Origin of the sequence: Mesorhizobium sp. M1A.T.Ca.IN.004.03.1.1 (genome assembly GCF_003997555.1) — a bacterium.
In the GTDB taxonomy this organism is placed as follows: Bacteria; Pseudomonadota; Alphaproteobacteria; order Rhizobiales; family Rhizobiaceae; genus Mesorhizobium.
In genome coordinates this window covers 17,528-35,478 of sequence record NZ_RZTV01000012.1, presented here as the reverse complement: position 1 = coordinate 35,478, position 17,951 = coordinate 17,528, and the positions used below count along the sequence as shown (strand labels likewise).

Below are 17,951 nucleotides of genomic sequence, written 5' to 3'. Positions count from 1 at the left end.
CCACGCTTGTAAAGCGCGAGAAGCTCACCGCCCGAACCGCGCAGATTGTCGCCTCCGGTGTGATATTGGGCGAGTGAACAGGGGCGCCGAAGCGCAGCTGAAGAATTTTGCTGCTCACTGCAGGCTGGCCGGTCGGTATTGCTCTAGAGGGCCGGGCCCGGCCGAATGGCGCTTCCGTCAGAAAAGCGCGACAGGCGAAAGCGGGTGAGATCGTGCCCGATCTGGTTTCCCTGGATCATGTCGGCGACGACGCGGCCGATTCCCGGTCCGATACCGAAGCCGTGGCCGCTCATGCCCGTCGCGACAACGAGGCCAACGATCGCCTGCACTTTGTCCACAATGGGAACGACGTCCGGCATCGCGTCGATCATGCCAGCCCAGCTTGCCTTTAGGCGCACCGCGTCGAGCTGTGGGAACAGGCGCCTGAAATTGCGCTCGATGGAACCCAGACCAGAACGTTCGGGAGCCGGATTTAGCACCCGCATTCTTTCGAAAGGACTTTGCGAATCCGGCGCCCAGTGACGCGGCGTCGACCAGCCATCCGGGTAGCCCGCCGGCGCGGCCGGCGAATAGCGTGAGCCGAAAGGATTGGCCATAAGCGCGGGAAGGTATTTCTTTGCATGCCGGAATGCGTCCGGGCCAAGGTGAAGCAAATGACTGCCTCCGGCAGCGAGCGTGTATCCGCCATCCTGTCGGCGTCTGAAAGCGATATGCTCTCCTGCCGCGGCTCCTGCATAGACTTCAGGCATCGCCTCGGTTGCCGCGACGGTCGACCTTACACTGAGCTGGGGAATGGAAACGCCATGTCTTCTCAGGAACAGGGAAGACCACGCACCGCCGGCGAGCAGAACGCTCGACGTCTCGATGTGACCCGCCTCTGTCCACACTCCCCTGATCCTCCCGGCCGAGATTTCCAGGGCTCGCGCCGCGCAATTCTCCACAAGCTTGATTCCCTTGCGGGCGGCAAGCCGGGCGAGTGCCGGCACGGCCAGCCAAGGCTCCGCTCGCATGTCGGAAGGCGTTGTCATCGCGCCCTTGAAACTGCGCGACATGCCTTTGATGAGACCGGTGGTTTCGCGTGCGTTCAGCAGGCGCGTGTCGATTTCATGGACGGCAGCGATCGTCATGAATTTTTCGAAGCGGGCCATTTCGCGGTCGGAGCTTGCCAGGTAAGTCACGCCGGTCTGCTTCAAGCCGATGTCTTCGCCGCATTCCTCGGCCAGCTGCCGCCAATGACGCGACGCCTCGATCACGATCGGCAGTTCGTCCGCATCGCGTCCCTGTTTGCGGATCCATCCCCAATTGCGGGAGGACTGTTCGGCAGCGATGCGTCCCTTTTCCAACAGCGTCACCGAGATGTTGCGCCGCGCAAGAAAAAGCGCTGTCGTGACGCCGATAACGCCGCCACCGATAATCACCACGTCAGCGCTTTTAGGTGGGGGGCCGGGAAATTGAATCGGATCTGCTTCGGAGAACGGGAAAGTAGGCAAGGGGAGAATCCTGAAAACGCTGCGTCAGCTATGGCCCACCGGCAGCCAACCTTTCTTGAGGCAGTTCTGGGGAAGGTGGAGCACAGGCGCCTGACGAGCGGCTCCCGTAGTCGCCAATTCAGACGCGGTGGATCGCGAATGTTGGCCGCAGCGAATACAAAAAGTTGAAACTCTCCGGAAAATGAAAGTTCAAGCTTTTGAAGAGCAGGGCCTAAACCCTTGAAAAGACTGGCGCGAGTGACGGGGCTCGAACCCGCGACCTCCGGCGTGACAGGCCGGCACTCTAACCGACTGAGCTACACCCGCGCACTGACGAGCACGTGTCAGGCGTGTTCGTCGTTGGGGCGCTGGATAAGGGGTTCGTTTGCGGGTGTCAAGCGCGGCATGTGAGCATAACAGCAATCAGCAGAAGGTTTTTTGACAAGTGCGCCGGCATTGGCGAAATCCCGTCCGATAGCGGGTGCGCCGGCTGTTCATTGGGCCTTGCGAATAGAGCTCTAACTGCTTAAAGGTCCGGCCCGGAGCGGGCGATTAGCTCAGTTGGTAGAGCGCTTCGTTTACACCGAAGATGTCGGCGGTTCGAGCCCGTCATCGCCCACCAGTTTCCCGGCACAATCAAGAACTCACGGCGGCGTCAGGCGGAAATCCTGGCCTTCGGGCAGGAGCTGGCCGCCATCAACGACGATCGTCGTGCCGGTGATGTAGCTGGCGTCATCGGAGGCCAGGAACAGGAAGGCGTTGGCGACGTCGCGCGGCGTGCCGAGACGTCCGAGCGGCACGGCGTCCTCCATGCTCTTGATGAAGGCGGCATCGCGGTGAAGCTTCATGCCCTCGGTCAGGATGTTGCCAGGCTCGACGCCGTTAACGGTGATGCCATAGCCGGAAAACTCCAGCGCCGCCGAGCGGATGAAGCCGTTGATCCCGGCCTTGCTTGCCGAATAATGGCCGTGGCCGGGGCTGCTCACCTGCGGGCCGGTAATGGAAGAGGTGAAGAGCATGCGACCGCTGCCCTGAGCCTTCATCGGTGGAAGCGCTGCCCGGGCGGCGTTGAAGCTGCCGCGCAGATTGACCGCCATGACCCGGTCCCAATCTTCCGGGCTGGTGTTCTCGATCAGTTGCCAGGGATAGATGCCGGCGTTCTGGACGATGATGTCGAGGCGGCCGTGACGCTGCAGCGCCAATGCCACCACCGCTTCGGCGTCGGCCATCTTGGAAATATCGGTGCGGATGAAGGCGGCACCAAGTTCGTCGGCGCTCGCTCTGCCGGCTTCGGCTTCACTGTCGGCCAGCACAAGGCTGGCGCCTTCCTCGGTGAAGCGCTGGGCTATGCCCCTGCCGATGCCACGCGCGGCCCCGACGATCACCGCCACCTTGCCTTCGATGCTTCCGGTCATGCCAGCCGTCCTGTCATGCGAGTCTTTGGCGAATGGTTTGCTTGAAAGCGTCGAGAAGCACGGCCGCCAGCACCAGCAAGCCGTGGATGACCTGGGTGAAGTTGGCCGGCAGGGCCATGAGGTTGATGGCGGTGTTGATGGCCGACAGAAGCAGCACGCCGGCATAGACGCCGGGCAGGGTGCCGACGCCGCCTTTCAGGCTGACGCCGCCAATGACGACGGCGGCGAAGGCGTTGAAGAGCAGGCCGACGCCGAGATTGGCGGTGGCGCCGGAGGTGCGGATGGCGAGCAGCCAGCCGGCGAGGCCGGCGATGGCGCCGGCAAGGACGAAGGCGATGATCAGGTTGCGATTGACGCGGATGCCGGCACGGAAGGTCGCGGTCTCGTTGCCACCGATCATCACCAGATGCCGGCCGAACGGCGTCTTGGCGAGAATCAGCGAGAAGACGACGAAGCAGCCGACAGCGATCCAGGCGGTGAGCGGCAGGCCGGCGAGCCGCTGGATACCGAACCAGCGGATGGCCGGCGCCAAATCCTGCGCCGAGCGTCCGCCGGAAACGACAAGCACGAGGCCGCGCACCCAGATATAGGAGGCAAGCGTGATGATGAAGGCGCTCATCTGCAGTCTGACGATGAGGAAACCGTTGATGACGCCGATAAGGGCTCCCACCGCCAGGGCTACGGCGAGCGAGACCGGCACCATCAGCCAGTCCGGATGCAACTGCAGGCCGAGGCCGATGCCTGACGAGCAGAACATGATGCCGACTGCCATGGCGCTGAGCGCCGCGACCGATTCAACCGACAGGTCCATGTGACCGGCAATGATGACCAGCGCCAGGCCGATCGACATCACGCCCAGCACGCTCGATGCCTCGACGATGTTGGCGAAGATGCCGAGCTGGAAGAAGTTCGGAATGAGGGTCGAGAACACGGCCAGCACGAAGACCAGCATGAACCAGACGAGATTGTCGAGCACAAGCTCGAGACTGTGGCGGGTGCGTGGGCTCATCGGCCGATCCGGTTAGCGTCGAATTTGAATATGCGGCTGCCGCGGGGCGGGCCCGCGAGGCTCCGGGCCGGGAGGCCCGGAGCTCGATGGAAAAGGCCTACTCGACGGGCTTAACGGTATCCGTCGGCGGCTTCAGGTTGCCCCAGAAAGCGGGGTTGTCGACATTCTCCTTGGTGATCGCCGCGCCTGGGATCTTGATGTTCGGGCCCCAGGCTTCTTTGGTCACCACCGACTTCAGGCCGAGCACGTCGTACTCGCCGGGCTTGATCTCCTGCTTGTTGACGACCTTGTCCATGAACATGGCGACGGCCGCGGCCTGGGCGTAGAGCGGCTGTTCGACTTCGACGTTGAGCCAACCCTTGCGGATCAGGTCGAGGCCGACCGGCGCGCCGTTCGAGCTCATCATCATCACATCGCCCGGCTTCTTACCGGCGGCCTCCAGCGAGGCAACGCCCGCGACCGAAAGATGCGCAGCGTGGCTGAAGATCAGGTCGATGTCGGGATTGGCCAAGATCTGGTCGGCGACGATGGTGCCGGCGTTGCTCGCCTCCCACTGCATGGCGGGCAGCGAGATGATCTTGACGTCCGGAAACGCCTTCATCTTCTCCTCGAAACCCTTCTGGATGTCGAGCGTGTAGGGATCGCCGGGATCGCCGAGCACCTGCAGGATCTTGCCCTTGACCGAGCCATGCTTGGCCTTCAGCAGCGCTTCGGCCTGCTCCGCCGCAATGTGGCCGATCTCGACCGTGCCGGCGACCGATGTGAAGTCGGACGGCGTGGCGGTGATTTGGCGGTCGAACTCGACCACAGGGATGCCGGCCGCGCGGGCGGCTTCAACGGATGGCTTCAACGCATTGAAATCGACCGCGGCGAGGATGATCGCCTTCGGCTTAAGCGCAATCACGTCGTTCATCTGCGATTGCTGAGCGTCGGTCTTGTTGTCGGCGTTCAGCGTCTTCATCTCGTAGCCGACCTGTTTCAGAAACAGTTCCAGCGCGCTCACCGAGCCGGTCTGGAATTCGTCGAGCAAGGTCGGCACCAGGTAGTAGACGGTACCCTTGGACTGGGCGAATGCCGGCGTGAGCGTGGCAATGGCCAGGGCCAGGATACCGAAGACAGAAAGTAGCATTCGCTTCATGTCGTTCGCTCCTCTTTTCGCCGGACCCCTCATTTGTCCCTCAGCCCGCCGGTCCGGCACCGGCGAGCGTTTCCCCGGTGATCATGTTGATCACCGCATCGGGACTTGTCTTGTTGCGGGCAACGTCGCCCGCCACGACGCCCTGGCGGATCACCACGATCCGGTCGGCGACCTGGAAGGCCTGCTGCATGATGTGGGTGATGATGACGACGCCGATGCCTTGGCTCGCCACCTTGCGGATCATGTCGAGGCCGCGGCGCGTCTGCTCGACGCCGAGCGCGGCGAAGGGCTCGTCGAGCAGCACCAGCTTGCCGCCCCAATGAACGAAACGGTTGAGCTCGATCGCCTGCCGCTGGCCGCCCGAGAGATGCTCGACCTTGGTGCGCAGCGAGGGAATGCGAGTGCCGGCATTGGCCAGCGCCTTCGCCACTACTGACTCCATCGCGCGCTCGTCGAGCACCGGAACGCCCAGCACCCTGCGGGTGATCTCGCGGCCCATGAAGAAGTTGGCCACCACGTCGACATTGGTGCAGAGCGAGAGGTCCTGGTAGACGGTCTCGATGCCGGCGGCCTTGGCCTCGGCGGGGGTTCTGGCGAGGAACTCCTTGCCTTCGAACAGCATGCGACCCGAGGTCGGCTCGAGTCCGCCGGCGATGATCTTGACCAGCGTCGACTTGCCGGCGCCGTTGTCGCCGAGCAGCGCCACCACCTCGCCGCGCGCGATCGAGAAGCTGATGCCCCTCAGCGCCCGGATGGCGCCGTAATTCTTGGTGACGTTGTCGAGGACCAGCAGGGGTTCGCTCATGCCGCGATGTCTCCGCCGTTCAGAAGGTCGCCTTCGCGCTGCCGCTTGGCGGTGAAGATCTGGCCGAAGCGCGGCGAAAGCACGCCGGAAACGGCAAGTGCCGCGGCGCCGCGCAACACGGCATGCTGCCCGCCCTGCGCCACGAGGATGCGCGGCGCGGCGCGATCCTTGCGAGCCGAAACCGAATTGTGCAGCGGCTCCGCCAATGCAGCCAGGCGTTCGAGCAACTGAGGCGAGGCGAGGCCCCCAAGCACGATCGTCTCGGGGTCGAAAAGGTTCTCGATGACTGCGACGGCGTTGCGGAAGATCGGAGCGACTTCGGCCACCCATCCGGCGTCGTTGCCGTTCCAGCGGCCGCGCGCCTCGAGCGACAGATAGCGTTCGAGGCAGCCCCGGTTGCCGCAGGGGCAAAGCTCGCCTTCCGGAACGACGGGGATGTGTCCGATCTCGCCGGCATTGCCCCAGGCCCCGCGCAGCACGCCGCCGTCATGCACCATGGCGCCGCCAAGCCCGACGCTGAAATAGAGATAGTAGTAGTCGGAACGCTGGAGGCCGAGGCCGTAGAGGCGTTCCCCCATGGCCGCCGCCGCCATATCGGTCTCGAAGAAGGCGGGCAGGCCGGTCGCGGCGGCAAGGCGCTCGCGCAGCGGCACGCCTTTCCAGCCCGCCATTGTGGTCGGTCCGACGAAGCTCATGGACTCGACGCCGAACGGGCCGGGAAGCGCCATGCCGACGCCGATGACCCGTCCTCCGGCGCGGCGCCCGGTCAGATCGGCAACCATGGCGCCGATCGCCTCGAAGGCGAGATCGGGTGTCGGGCTCGGCGCTTCGCGATGGACGCTCTCGATCACGTCGCCGCTCAGGTTGATGAGTGCGGCGTCTATCCCCAGCGGGGTGAGGTGGATGCCGACGGCATAGCCGCCTTCCGGGTTGATGCGCAGCGTGGCCGGCGGCTGGCCGCGGCCCTTCGGTTCCTCGCGGACCGACAGTATGTAAGCCTGTTCCTCCAACTCGCGCACGATGGTCGAGACCGTCTGAACGGTGAGCCCGACGTGCTGCGCGATGTCGCCGCGGGCGATCGGACCGAAGCGGCGGATGGATTCGAGCACGATGCGCCGGTTGTATGGCCGCCCGAACTCCTGATTGGTTCCCCGCAACGCCATGGCTTGCGCTCCTGACGGACACAAGGTTCGCAGAGAAGATTTATTCAGTCAAATGGAATTCAAAAATAATTTGCCCGGCTCCCGAGGAGAGCAACTTTCCCTGCGGCCCCCGCGCTTGCCACCCGGACAATGTGCGGAAAGCTAGTATCTGATGACGCGACGCTCGATCAGCACGACGATGCAGAAAAGCGCGATCGACAGCGACGACGACAGCACGATCGCGGCGTAGAGCCGGTCGGATTGATAGTTGAACGTCGCCTGGATGATCAGCGCGCCGAGGCCTTTGTCCGAGCCGATCCATTCGCCGACGATGGCGCCGATCACCGCAGTGGCCGAGGCGATGCGCAGCGAGGAGAACAGCATCGGCAGGGCGCGGGGCAGGCGCAGAGCCCAGAAGATCTCCGAGCGTGTCGCCGACAGCACGCGGAACAGCTCGTGCTCGTTGTCGCTAGCCGAATCCAGGCCCCGGATCATGTTCACCAGGGTCGGGAAGAAGCAGATCACCGCGGCGATGACGATCTTTGGCGTCATGCCGAGGCCGAAGATCAGGATGATGATCGGCGACAGCGCCAGGATCGGAATGGTGTTGAAGAACAGGACGATCGGGAAATAGGCGGCCTGCAGGATGCGGCTGTGCACGAAGACCACGGCAAGCAGCACGGCGGCGAGATTGCCGATGACGAAGCCCGCCAGCGCCTCGATCAGCGTCGGTCTGAGGTTGTCGATGAGCAGGGCGAAATTCTTCTGGAAGACGCCGAAGATCGCCGTCGGCGTCGGCACGATATAGGCCGGCACGCCGAGCAGCGGCAGGAGATACTGCCAGGCAATCAGGATCGACGCCGCGCCCAGAACCGGAAGCGCAATCGCCATTTGCGGGGCAAGCGGCGCCGGTCTCACGATGCGCGCTCCAGCGCTGCACGCAACTCGGCCATGGCGCCGACGATCGCGGCATCCTCGCGCTTGCAGCGGTTGCCTTCCTGCTTGAAGGGCCGCAGGTCGAGGTCCTTCACCACCCGTCCCGGATTGGCAGCCAGCACAATGACGCGCTCGCCGAGATAGGCGGCTTCGGCGATCGAATGGGTGACGAAAAGGATCGTTGTGCCGGTGCGCCGCCAGAGCGTCAGCAATTCGTCGTTGAGGCGATCGCGCGTGATCTCGTCCAGCGCGCCGAACGGCTCGTCCATCAGAAGCAGCCTGGGCTCGCCAAGCAGGGCGCGCGCGATGGCGACGCGCTGGCGCTGGCCCCCCGAAAGCTGATGCGGCAGGCGTTCACCGAGTCCGCCAAGCCCCATCAGCTCCAGCAGTTCGCTGCTGCGGTCATCGATCTTGCGTGTGAGGCTGCGCTGGCCGACGCCGAGCGGCAGGCGCACATTGTCGCGCACCGTGCGCCAGGGCAGCAGGGTGGAATCCTGGAAGACGAAGCCGACGTCGCGGCGCGAGCGCACCGCGTGCGGTGTGGCCCCAAGCACGCTGATCGTGCCGTCCAGCGGGTCGAGCAGGTCCGCCACCACGCGAAGTAAGGTCGACTTGCCGCAGCCCGACGGGCCGAGGATCGACAGGAAGGAGCCGGCTGCGACCGTGAGGTCGAGGCCGGACAGCACTTTGACGACCTTCTGCCGGCCGCCATAGCCGACATCGAGCTTCTGCGCTTCGATGGCGTTCGGCATCAGGCCGCGGGCGCGTCGAGCTTGGGCCGGTCCGCGGCCGAAAGCTCCAGGATCTTCGTGGTGTAGACATCTTTGGCGGCCGGGCGTCCGTTCGGGTACTGGCCGACCTTGTCGAGCAGCGTCAATTGCTCCTCGATGGAGGCAGGGTCGAACGTGCCCCAGCCATCTTTGGCGGTCGCGCCGTCGAAGGAGAGTTTCAGCACCAGGTTGACGGTCTTCTCTTCCCAGCCGAGATCCATCTCCGGATACGCGGCGACCATCTTCTTCACCGCTTCCTGGGGGTTGGCGTGCACCCAGCCCCAGCCCTTGCCGACCGCGCCGACGAACTTCGCCAGTGTGTCGGGGTCCTTCTCGATCGCCGCGTCGGTCGCGAAATAGACGTCGGCGTAGGAAGCGAGGCCGAGGTCGCGCACCAGGAGATCGATGCGGTCCTCGCCGACCACGCTCAGCGCCTGGGTGTTGGTGATCCAGCCGCCGATGGCGTCGACGTCACCGCGCACCAGAGGCGCCTTGTCGAAGCCGACATTGACGATGGTGACTTCCGAGGGGTCGATACCGTTCTTGGCCAGGATCTCGTCGATGACGAAGCGCGCGGTCGGCTGGATGCCGATCTTCTTGCCCTTGAGGTCGGCAACATTGCGGATTGGCTTTCCCGGTTTCGAGGTCAGCGCATAGGGGCCGGTGCGGAAGCCGCAGGCGATGATTCTGATCGGCACGCCGCTGGCGCGCGCCGCATAAAGCTGCGGCGTTTCCGAGAACTGGCCGAGCTGCGCGGCGCCGGAGATCACCGGCGGCACGGTCGAGGCATTGGGGCCGCCAGGGCTGAACTCCACCTCGAGCCCGGCATCCTTGAAATAGCCGTTGGCGAGGGCCGCGATGTCGCCGATCTGGCCATTGGACATCAGCCAGTCATACTGGATGACGACCTTGCCGGCGGCCCTGGCGCCCGGCGTCAACACCAATTGCATACCGGCTGACGCAGCTGCGACCGCTGCGAGGCCGCCCTTCACGAAAGCGCGGCGGTTCAATTCGTAGTCTCGGTTCCCACTCATTTTTCGCTCCTGTTGCAGACTTCTTGTCTCTTCTTTCGAAGCGCCGCTCCCTCGGCGCGGCGTCGCTACGGCTGTTGGTCGTGGTAGTCGCCAGGGCCGCCGTCGAGCCAGGCGTAAAGCTCCCAAAGCGTGTCGTCCGGGTCGGTGAAATAGGCGCAGCGCGCGTTCCAGACGTAGTTTTCGGGCGGTCCATAGAAGGGCACGTCCTTGGCGCTCAATTCGCCGTGCAGCCTGTCGATCTCGGCCGGTGATCCGAGCTGGACGGCGACGCAAACCTTGTGCGCTTGGCGCGGCGATCTCTGGTTCGAGACGCCGGTGTGCCGGTTGATGTGGTCGAGCTCCCAGGCGGCGAGCGTCACGCCCTCGCCATGGAAATCGGCAAAGCCTTCGGCACGCCGACGCAGCCGGAAGCCGAGTTTCCCGACATAGAAGTCGACCGTACGCTCGATATTTTCCACCAGCAGGCAGACGTCGGAGATGCGGGTGAGATTCGTCGGCATGGCTATTTCGTCCCGCCGGTCTTGGAGAGTGGCAGCTTCACGCCGACGCGGTTGGCGGCGCCGATGATGTGCGTACGCATTGCTGCTTCCGCTGCCGCCGGATCGCCCGCCACCAGCGCCTCGTAAATGCGCACATGCTCGCCGACATTGATCTCGACGAGATCGTGCAGCGGGTTTGTCATGCGGGCATAGTGGATCGACTGGCGGATCTGCTCACAGACAAAAGAGATGAAGGTGTGGATGTAGCTGTTGCCGGTCGCCCGCGCGATCTCGCGGTGGAAGAGCAGGTCGGCGTCGATGCTGCCTTCTTCCCAGCGCTCCTCGCCGCCCATGCGGTCGAGCGCCGCCTTGATCGAATCGAGATGCTCCTGATTGCGCCGCGCCGCGGCGAGCGCCGCCGACTCGGCCTCGAGGATGCAACGCAGCTCGAACAGCCGCTCCATATTGTGGGTATCCTTGAGCGCCTCGCGGTCGATGCGGATGGCGGCCCTTTGCTCGGGCGCCAGCACGAAGGCTCCGATACCTTGCCGCGCTTCGATCATGCCGTCCGCCCTCAACTGGGCGATCGCCTCGCGCACCACATTGCGGCTGACGCCGAACTTCTCGGAAAGCTCCTGCTCGGTCGGCAGCCGCGCGCCGGGATTCAACTCGCCGGATTCGATCTCGCGGCTGAGGAAGGCCGCGACCCGGTGCGGCAGGGTTTCGACGGTGCCGATGGCGGCCAGTCTCTGCTTCATAAAAAACGCTCCGTCGAGGGCAGCAGGCAGCCGGGGTTCATCACCCCTTTAGGGTCGAGCGCAGTCTTCAGCGGTAACCATGCGGCGATGCGCCGGCGAAAGCCCGGCCCAGAATTCTCGGGCACGGCTGCGGCCGATGCCGTGCTCGGCGCTGATCGAGCCGCCGAGGCCGACGGCGATGTCGTAGAGTCCGGCCGTGATTTCTTCGCCGCGCACCCGCGCTTCGCCATCAGCGAGATCGAGCGGCGGCAGCACATTGAAATGGATGTTGCCGTCGCCGGCATGGCCATAGGCCAGTGCAATCCAGCCCGGATATTCGGTGGCGACGAAGCGGCGGGCGCGCTCGACAAGGGCAGGGATATCGGAAATGCGCACCGAGAGATCGGTGCGCACGTGGTAGCCGCGCTTCGCCTGGCCCTCGACCAGTCCCTCGCGGATCGCCCAGAAGGCCTTAGCCTGCGCGTTGCTGGTCGCGAGGACTGCGTCGGCCACCAAGCCGCCTTCGATTGCATCGGTTAGAAAACTGGCGAGCACGCCGTTGAGGTCGATGGTCGGTCCGGAGGACAATTCGATCAGCGCATGGACGGGTCCTGCGACAGGCGCCGTCATTCCAGGATCGACCAGCCGGGCCAAATCGATGCATTCCGAGCCGATGATCTCGAAGGCGGAAATCAGATCGGAGCAGGCGCGGCGCGCTCGGTTGAACAGGCCGATGGCCGCTTCGAACGAGACGAGGCCGAGATAGGCGGTCTCGACACGGGCCGGCTTCGGGAACAGCTTGACCTCCACACCGGTAATGATGCCGAGCGTGCCCTCGGAGCCGATGAACAGCTGCTTCAGGTCATAACCGCTGTTGTTCTTGCGCAGCCCGGAAAGGCCGTTCCACAGCTCCCCATCGGCCAGAACAACCTCCAGCCCCAGGATCAGGTCGCGCGCCATGCCGTAGCGCAGCACGTTGACGCCGCCGGCATTGGTCGCGGCATTGCCGCCGATCTCGCAACTGCCTTGTGCGCCGAGCGCCAGTGGGAACAGGCAATCTTCGGCCTCGCTTGCCTCTTTGATCGCCTCCAGCACGCAGCCTGCGTCCGCCTGAAGTGTGAAGTTCGCGCGATCGATCCGGCGGATGGCGTTCAGCCGCTCCAGGCTGACGACTACACCGCCGGTGGTGGTGCCATCGATGGCGCCCGAAACCAAGCCGGTGTTGCCGCCCTGCGGAATGACGCCGAGTCCCAACTCGCTGCACAGACGCATCAGCGCCTGCACCTCCGCAACCGACGCGGGGCGCAGTACGGCCAGCGCGCTGCCTCGATAGTCGCCGGCCCAATCGCCGAGATACTTCGCCATTCCAGCAGTGTCGGCAGTGAGACCGCTCGGCCCCACTGCGTCTTCGAGGACGCTGAGGATATCCAGTGAGAGGCTGCGAATGGTCATCAGCGGCGCAATCGGTGAGGCGATAGGGTGATGTATATCATCCTACAACTGGATTGAGTCAATCCAAAGCGAGCGCTGCCAGGCAAAACGGTGGATAAACCTGGAGGGACCTCGGGTCGGCCGCGAGGCGTGCGCTAAAGGTACTGCGCGACCTTCTTGCCGACGGCGAGGAAGCGCAGCGGGTCGACCGCCTCGCCGTTGTGGCGCACCTCGTAGTGGAGATGCGGACCGGTCGAGCGGCCGCTGCTGCCGGTCTTGCCGATCACGTCGCCGGCGGCGAGCTTCTGGCCGACAGTCACGTCGATCTCGCTGAGGTGGCCATAGCGCGTCGCAAAGCCGTTGCCGTGGTCGACCTCGACCATGCGGCCGTAGCCGCCGTTCCAGCCGGCCTTGGTGACGACGCCGGCAGCGGTGACCTTCGCCGGCATGCCGATCGGCGCCCTGAAATCCATTCCCGTATGCAGGGCGGCCGTGCCGAGGATCGGGTCGGTGCGCACTCCGAACGGGCTGGTCACAGTATGACCCGGCGCGGGATTGCTGAGCGGCAGCTTGCGCGCCTCTTTCTTGACTTGATCCAGCGCATCAAGCGCTTCATCCAGCTCTTTGACTTTGCTGTCGAAGATCATTGAGGAATCGAGCGGCACCAGCGGCCCGCCGACATCGTTCTTGTCGAGCTCCGTGTCGACCGGCAGCCCGGCGGCTTGCAGTGCCTGCGAGATCGCGTCCGCGTTGCGATAAGCGTTGTCCGCAAGCGTGGTGATGCGGGTGAGCTGCTGGTTCTCGATGGCCTTGAGCGAAGCGTTGATCGACACGAAGAGCTTGTCGGCGCGATCCGCTGACGTTTCGTTGTCGAGCGGGTCCGAGCGTGTCGACCACAGGGAGAATGGCTTCGTGTCGCCGGCGCCCAACGACGCGACGGAGTAGGTCGGGACCTGCGAAAGGCCGCCGGTGATCTCGGCGTGCTCGTCGGGTTTCGTCGCTGCGGCATTGGCTGCGGCGGGCACATCGCCGACCTCGCTCTCGGCGCGTTCGAGGATCGGCCCGAGCCGGCCGTGGCGCTGGCTGAGCTGGGTCTGCCTGGCCAGCAACTCGCTGACCTTGGTCTCCATGAGCTGCTGGTCGAGAAGCTGGCGGCTGGTGATGCGATCGACCTGGGCGCGAAGCGCGGAGATGCGATCCTCATAGGCCTGCTGCATGCGCACCTGCCTGGCCGTGGTGGCGCCGATCAGGTCATCGCGCAGCACCAGGTAGGAGGTGGCGAGCAGATAGCCGATGGCGATCGCCGCCAGCGCCGACCCGACGAAGGCGGCAAGCCACGGACGGATGGTGAAATGCCGGATCTCGTTCCCCCGCGCGATAATGACCGTATGGGGCTCCTTGCGCCTGCCGAAGACCGCTGACTGACCGTTTGGATTCACGGGACCAAGCTTTCGTTACGACTCCAACGACAGCTCGATTACACATTATTAGGGTTAACAAAGCTTTGCTGGCCGCGATGTCGGCTTAACCAATTCCCGCAGCGCGGGTGGCAGGTTGCAGGGAAGGAGGCCAGCAAATCGCGGAAGCTTTGGGTCTGCCCCGCTTCAGAGCGCGCGCACCGCCTCCAGCACCTCTTCGGCATGGCCCTTGACGCGCACCTTGCGCCAGATGCGGGCGATGCGTCCGTCCTGGCCGATCAGGAAGGTGGCGCGCTCGACACCCATGTACTTGCGGCCGTACATCGTCTTCTCGACCCACAGATGATAGGCCTCGATCGCCTTGCGCTCCTCGTCTGCGACGAGATCGAGGGTGAGATCGTATTTCGCCTTGAATTTGTCGTGTTTCTTGACGCTATCGGGGGACAGCCCGATGACCACGGCGCCGGCCTTCTCGAATTCCGGCTTCAGCTGCGAGAAGCCGATCGCTTCGTTGGTGCAGCTTGTGGTGTCGTCCTGTGGATAAAAGTAGAGTACGACAGGTTTTCCCCGGATCGCGGCGAGGCTGAGGGAGCCGCCGCCGTCGCGCGGAAGATCGAATTGCGGCGCAACGTCGCCCACGTCGAGTTCAGCCATGTCGATGCCCTTGTTTGCGGTTACGCGCGGATCGAGCATCGATATAACGTGAGGCGGGGATTCGTCCACGACGAGTACGTTTACAACGGAATATTGCTTGGATCAGGAGCAACCGCAGCACGAGAAGATCAGGTTCAGGCGTGACGAGATCACCGACCTGGCGGCCTTTCCGTCCGCGTGCAGCGTGCCGCCGCTCGGCCGTGCTTCGGTGCGCCGGCGCTTCCGCATCCTCGGCCGGGTGTTCGCCGGACTCTGCGCGCTGGTGCTTCTGGCGGCAATTGGCGTCTATGTGCTTGGCACGTCAGGCATCGGCACGGAACGACTTCGCGCCGAAGCCGAGACGGCCATCGAGAAGCTCGCTGGCGTCGATCTCAACGTCACCGTTGGGCCGGCGCGGTTGACGCTCGATGGGTCGAGCTTCGTCGCTCTGCAGGTCAGCGACGTCAGCTTGAAGACGGCCGACGGCAAGCCGATGGCCGATGTCGGGCGCGTCCGCTTCGGCATGCGCCTGCTGCCGCTGCTATCCGGCGAGGTCAAGCTCACCAGCGCCCGGTTCTCCGATGCTCGCATCATGGTCGCCGCCATGCCGTCCGGGAGCGGTGATTGGACTGCGGCTTTGCGCAACGAGGATGGCCTGGTCGATCCGGAGAAAGTATCGGCGGCGGTGTTTGGCGGCGTCAACGCGGCGCTGGATGCGGTGAGCGCGGAATCGATGCGCCAGATCGACCTCCGCAACGTCGAGTTCGAATTGCCGCCGGGCGGATCGGTCAGGCGTCTGACCGTCGCCGAGGCCACGGTTGGGCAGACGGGCACAGGCAGCATGGAACTGTCTTCAAAAGCCGATGTCGACGGCCGACATGTAAGCCTGAGCGCCTCCGCGGCGCGCGATCCGAGCGCCAGGCGGATCGCATCGCTGGACGCCGCCGTCGCGATAGCGGACGTCGGCGTAACGCCCGCTCAGGGAAGCTCCAGCGGCGGGAACTTCGCCGCCCAGGGCGGCAAGCTTGGTTCTGTTGCGCTGAAGCTTTCGGGCGTCGAGGCGTCCGGCGACACGCCGTCGCGGCTGACGGCGTCGCTGTCGCTCGGCGGCTCGGTGCTCGATCTCGGCTCGCGCGGGCTGCTGCCGGCCGACGTCGATGCCAGGGCCACATTGGTCGCGGGATCAAACAAGGTCTCGGTCGACAAATTGCTGATCAGGACCGGCCGCTCGACATTCGATTTCTCAGGCTCGGTCGGGCCGAAACCGGCAGCCGCGGGCGAGGAGCCGTCCTACCGCTATGACCTTGTCAGCGACGGCTCGACGCTCGCGCCTTCGGAATCGCCGGAGCCGGCGCTTCAGTTTCTTGCCCGGGTCGCCGGCGTCTACCAGACCAAGAGCCGCAAGCTCGTCGCCGAGCAGATCGGCGTCCGCTCCGGGGGTTCGAGCGACGTGCTGGGCACGGCGTCGCTCGCCTTCATCGACAATGGCCCGCCGGGTGTGTCGCTGTCGCTCAATGTACACGACATGCCGGTTTCGCATGTGAAGCAATTGTGGCCCTGGTTCTCCGCCCGCAACGCGCGGCTTTGGGTGCTAGACAACCTGTTCGGCGGCCGTGTGGTCGACGCCAACCTGCAGTTCCAGGTCGTTCCTGGGCGGCTCGGCAACGGCGTTCCGCTTTCCGGCGACGAGGTGTTCGGCCGCTTCCAGGTCGAGGGCTCGCGCTTCGATACCGCGGGGCGCATTCCGCCGATCCGCGATGCGGTCGGTGTCGTTGCCTTCCACGGCAACGATGTCGATATCACGCTGTCCTCGGGCAGCGTTTTTATGCCGAGCGGCCGCACCGTGGCGGCAAGCGGGGGCACACTGACGATCAAGCAGGCGAATGTTTCGCCCGTGATCGGCTCTCTCGACATCGATGTCGCTGGCGAAGCCACGGCGATCGCCGAACTCGCCTCCTTTGAGCCGATCAACGCCATGCGCCATGTCGGGCTTGCGCCTGAGGATTTGAGCGGCACCGTCACCGGGCATGTGCGGGCCGACATTCCGCTGACTTCCGGCGTCGATACCTCGAGGCTCGACTGGCTGGTGGCGCTGGACTACCAGGATCTTTCCTTAGCCAAGCCGTTCGAGGACCAGATGGTGACCGAGGCCGACGGGTCGATCACCGTGAGCCCCGACCGTGCGGTGATATCGGCGAAGGCGAAGCTGAACGGCATTCCAGCCGAGCTCGACCTGGTCGAGCCGCTCGAGGACAGCGGCCCGCCGCGTAGCCGTAAGGTCGCGCTGGTGATCGACGACAAGACGCGCGCTGCAGCAATGCCGGGCCTGTCGCCGCTGCTTTCCGGAACCATCAAGGTGGCGATCGACAAGAGCGGCGAGGGCGTCCAGAACGTGTCGGCCGACCTGACCAACGCAAGGCTCGACATCCCCTGGGCAGGATGGAGCAAGGGTGCCGGCATTCCGGCCAAGGTCACCTTCACGATGGCAAAGTCCGGCAGCACGACCACGCTGTCCGACTTCGATCTCGATGGGAAGAGCTTTTCGATCGACGGCGATGTGACACTGGTCAACGGGGCGCTGTCCTCGGCCCGGTTCAGCAAGGTCGCGCTCAACAGAGGAGACGACGTCGCGGTCTCGGTCAAACGGTCGGGCAAAAGCTATGCGGTCAATGTCAGCGGCGACTCTCTCGACGCCCGCTCGCTGATCAAACAGTTCACCTCAGACGTCGATACAGCCACAAAAGGCGCCGGCGCCGACGCGATCTCGGTCAGCGCCGACGTGAAGTCGCTGACCGGCTTTCACGACGAGGTGCTGTCGAACCTCAAGCTTAATTACAGCGCTGCCGGCTCCCGGGTGAATGGTCTCGATGTCAGCGCGACGGCGAGTTCGGGTGCCGCCATTGCCGTCCGAAACACCACCGGCGACGGCGGCCGGTCCCTCACGATGAAATCGGCCGATGCCGGCGCTATCCTGCGCTTCCTCAACATTTACGAGCATATGGAGGGCGGGGCCATCACGCTGTCGCTGGCGGGCGACTCCGACGGACCAATGAAGGGCCAGGTCGACGCCAGCAATTTCTATGTCGTCAACGAGCCGAAGCTTGCGTCGATCGTGTCGACCAGGCCGGCCGGCGATACGCGCAGCCTCAACCAGGCGGTCAAGGCCAACATCGACACCTCAAGGGTGCAGTTCGAGCGCGGCTATGCCGAGATCGACAAGGGCTCCGGCTATCTCAGACTGGCAAACGGTCTGTTGCGCGGTCCGCGCATCGGCACGACTTTCCAGGGCACGCTCTACGACCAAGACAACAATATGGACATGACCGGCACCTTCATGCCGGTCTATGGGCTCAACCGCATCTTCGGCGAACTGCCGCTGTTCGGCCCGCTGCTCGGCAACGGCCGCGACCGCGGCCTGATCGGCGTCACCTACCGGCTGCGCGGCAACGCCAACAAGCCGACGCTCAACATCAATCCGCTGTCGGTGGTGGCGCCGGGAATTTTTCGCTCAATCTTCGAATATCGGTGATCAGCC

The 17,951-nt window shown here is 64.5% G+C and carries 15 protein-coding genes and 2 tRNA genes; 2 read left to right on the top strand and 15 right to left on the bottom strand.

Annotation, left to right across the window (positions count from 1 at the left end; translation table 11 throughout):
* Positions 1–143: 143 nt before the first annotated feature.
* Positions 144–1,490: an FAD-binding oxidoreductase gene (locus EOD29_RS26470; RefSeq protein WP_127248409.1), complete on the bottom strand. Its 1,347-nt coding sequence runs from the start codon at positions 1,488–1,490 to the stop codon at positions 144–146.
* Positions 1,491–1,719: 229 nt separating this feature from the next.
* Positions 1,720–1,796, bottom strand: a tRNA-Asp gene (locus tag EOD29_RS26465).
* A gap of 219 nt (positions 1,797–2,015) precedes the next feature.
* On the opposite strand from EOD29_RS26465, the gene EOD29_RS26460 reads away from it, so the two are divergent.
* Positions 2,016–2,091 (top strand) — tRNA-Val (locus tag EOD29_RS26460).
* 22 nt (positions 2,092–2,113) lie between these two features.
* Here the strand turns inward: EOD29_RS26460 and EOD29_RS26455 are convergent.
* From EOD29_RS26455 to EOD29_RS26395, 13 genes are all read right to left on the bottom strand, one after another.
* On the bottom strand, positions 2,114–2,884 hold the full coding sequence (locus EOD29_RS26455; RefSeq protein WP_067328246.1) for an SDR family oxidoreductase: 771 nt from the start codon (positions 2,882–2,884) through the stop codon (positions 2,114–2,116).
* Positions 2,885–2,897: 13 nt separating this feature from the next.
* On the bottom strand, positions 2,898–3,893 hold the full coding sequence (locus EOD29_RS26450; RefSeq protein WP_127248408.1) for an ABC transporter permease: 996 nt from the start codon (positions 3,891–3,893) through the stop codon (positions 2,898–2,900).
* A 97-nt stretch (positions 3,894–3,990) separates the two neighbouring features.
* Positions 3,991–5,031, bottom strand: a complete 1,041-nt coding sequence (locus EOD29_RS26445) for a sugar ABC transporter substrate-binding protein (RefSeq protein ID WP_066995049.1) — start codon at positions 5,029–5,031, stop codon at positions 3,991–3,993.
* A 40-nt stretch (positions 5,032–5,071) separates the two neighbouring features.
* Positions 5,072–5,836 carry an ATP-binding cassette domain-containing protein gene (locus tag EOD29_RS26440; protein WP_127248407.1) on the bottom strand — a complete coding sequence of 255 codons (765 nt, stop codon included), beginning with the start codon at positions 5,834–5,836 and terminating at the stop codon, positions 5,072–5,074.
* Complete coding sequence (locus EOD29_RS26435) at positions 5,833–6,999, bottom strand: ROK family transcriptional regulator (protein ID WP_127248406.1); 1,167 nt, start codon at positions 6,997–6,999, stop codon at positions 5,833–5,835. The genes EOD29_RS26440 and EOD29_RS26435 overlap by 4 nt, the downstream gene beginning before the upstream one ends.
* A gap of 141 nt (positions 7,000–7,140) precedes the next feature.
* Positions 7,141–7,896, bottom strand: a complete 756-nt coding sequence (locus EOD29_RS26430) for an ABC transporter permease (RefSeq protein WP_067328257.1) — start codon at positions 7,894–7,896, stop codon at positions 7,141–7,143.
* Positions 7,893–8,666 carry an ATP-binding cassette domain-containing protein gene (locus tag EOD29_RS26425; protein ID WP_095780639.1) on the bottom strand — a complete coding sequence of 258 codons (774 nt, stop codon included), beginning with the start codon at positions 8,664–8,666 and terminating at the stop codon, positions 7,893–7,895. The genes EOD29_RS26430 and EOD29_RS26425 overlap by 4 nt, the downstream gene beginning before the upstream one ends.
* On the bottom strand, positions 8,666–9,718 hold the full coding sequence (locus EOD29_RS26420; protein WP_206520504.1) for an ABC transporter substrate-binding protein: 1,053 nt from the start codon (positions 9,716–9,718) through the stop codon (positions 8,666–8,668). The genes EOD29_RS26425 and EOD29_RS26420 overlap by 1 nt, the downstream gene beginning before the upstream one ends.
* Before the next feature lie 65 nt (positions 9,719–9,783).
* Positions 9,784–10,218, bottom strand: coding sequence for a VOC family protein (locus EOD29_RS26415; protein WP_206520503.1), 435 nt, complete (start codon positions 10,216–10,218; stop codon positions 9,784–9,786).
* Positions 10,219–10,220: 2 nt separating this feature from the next.
* The gene (locus EOD29_RS26410) at positions 10,221–10,955 is read right to left on the bottom strand and encodes a FadR/GntR family transcriptional regulator (protein ID WP_127248404.1); all 735 of its coding nucleotides are present in this window, start codon (positions 10,953–10,955) and stop codon (positions 10,221–10,223) included.
* Positions 10,956–11,003: 48 nt separating this feature from the next.
* On the bottom strand, positions 11,004–12,386 hold the full coding sequence (locus tag EOD29_RS26405; RefSeq protein WP_245475446.1) for an FAD-binding oxidoreductase: 1,383 nt from the start codon (positions 12,384–12,386) through the stop codon (positions 11,004–11,006).
* Positions 12,387–12,520: 134 nt separating this feature from the next.
* The gene (locus tag EOD29_RS26400) at positions 12,521–13,804 is read right to left on the bottom strand and encodes a M23 family metallopeptidase (protein WP_127248403.1); all 1,284 of its coding nucleotides are present in this window, start codon (positions 13,802–13,804) and stop codon (positions 12,521–12,523) included.
* A gap of 165 nt (positions 13,805–13,969) precedes the next feature.
* Positions 13,970–14,437 carry a peroxiredoxin gene (locus tag EOD29_RS26395; protein ID WP_095779635.1) on the bottom strand — a complete coding sequence of 156 codons (468 nt, stop codon included), beginning with the start codon at positions 14,435–14,437 and terminating at the stop codon, positions 13,970–13,972.
* A 97-nt stretch (positions 14,438–14,534) separates the two neighbouring features.
* Between EOD29_RS26395 and EOD29_RS26390 the strand changes: the two genes are divergently transcribed.
* Positions 14,535–17,945, top strand: a complete 3,411-nt coding sequence (locus EOD29_RS26390) for a DUF3971 domain-containing protein (protein WP_127248402.1) — start codon at positions 14,535–14,537, stop codon at positions 17,943–17,945.
* Positions 17,946–17,951: the final 6 nt, after the last annotated feature.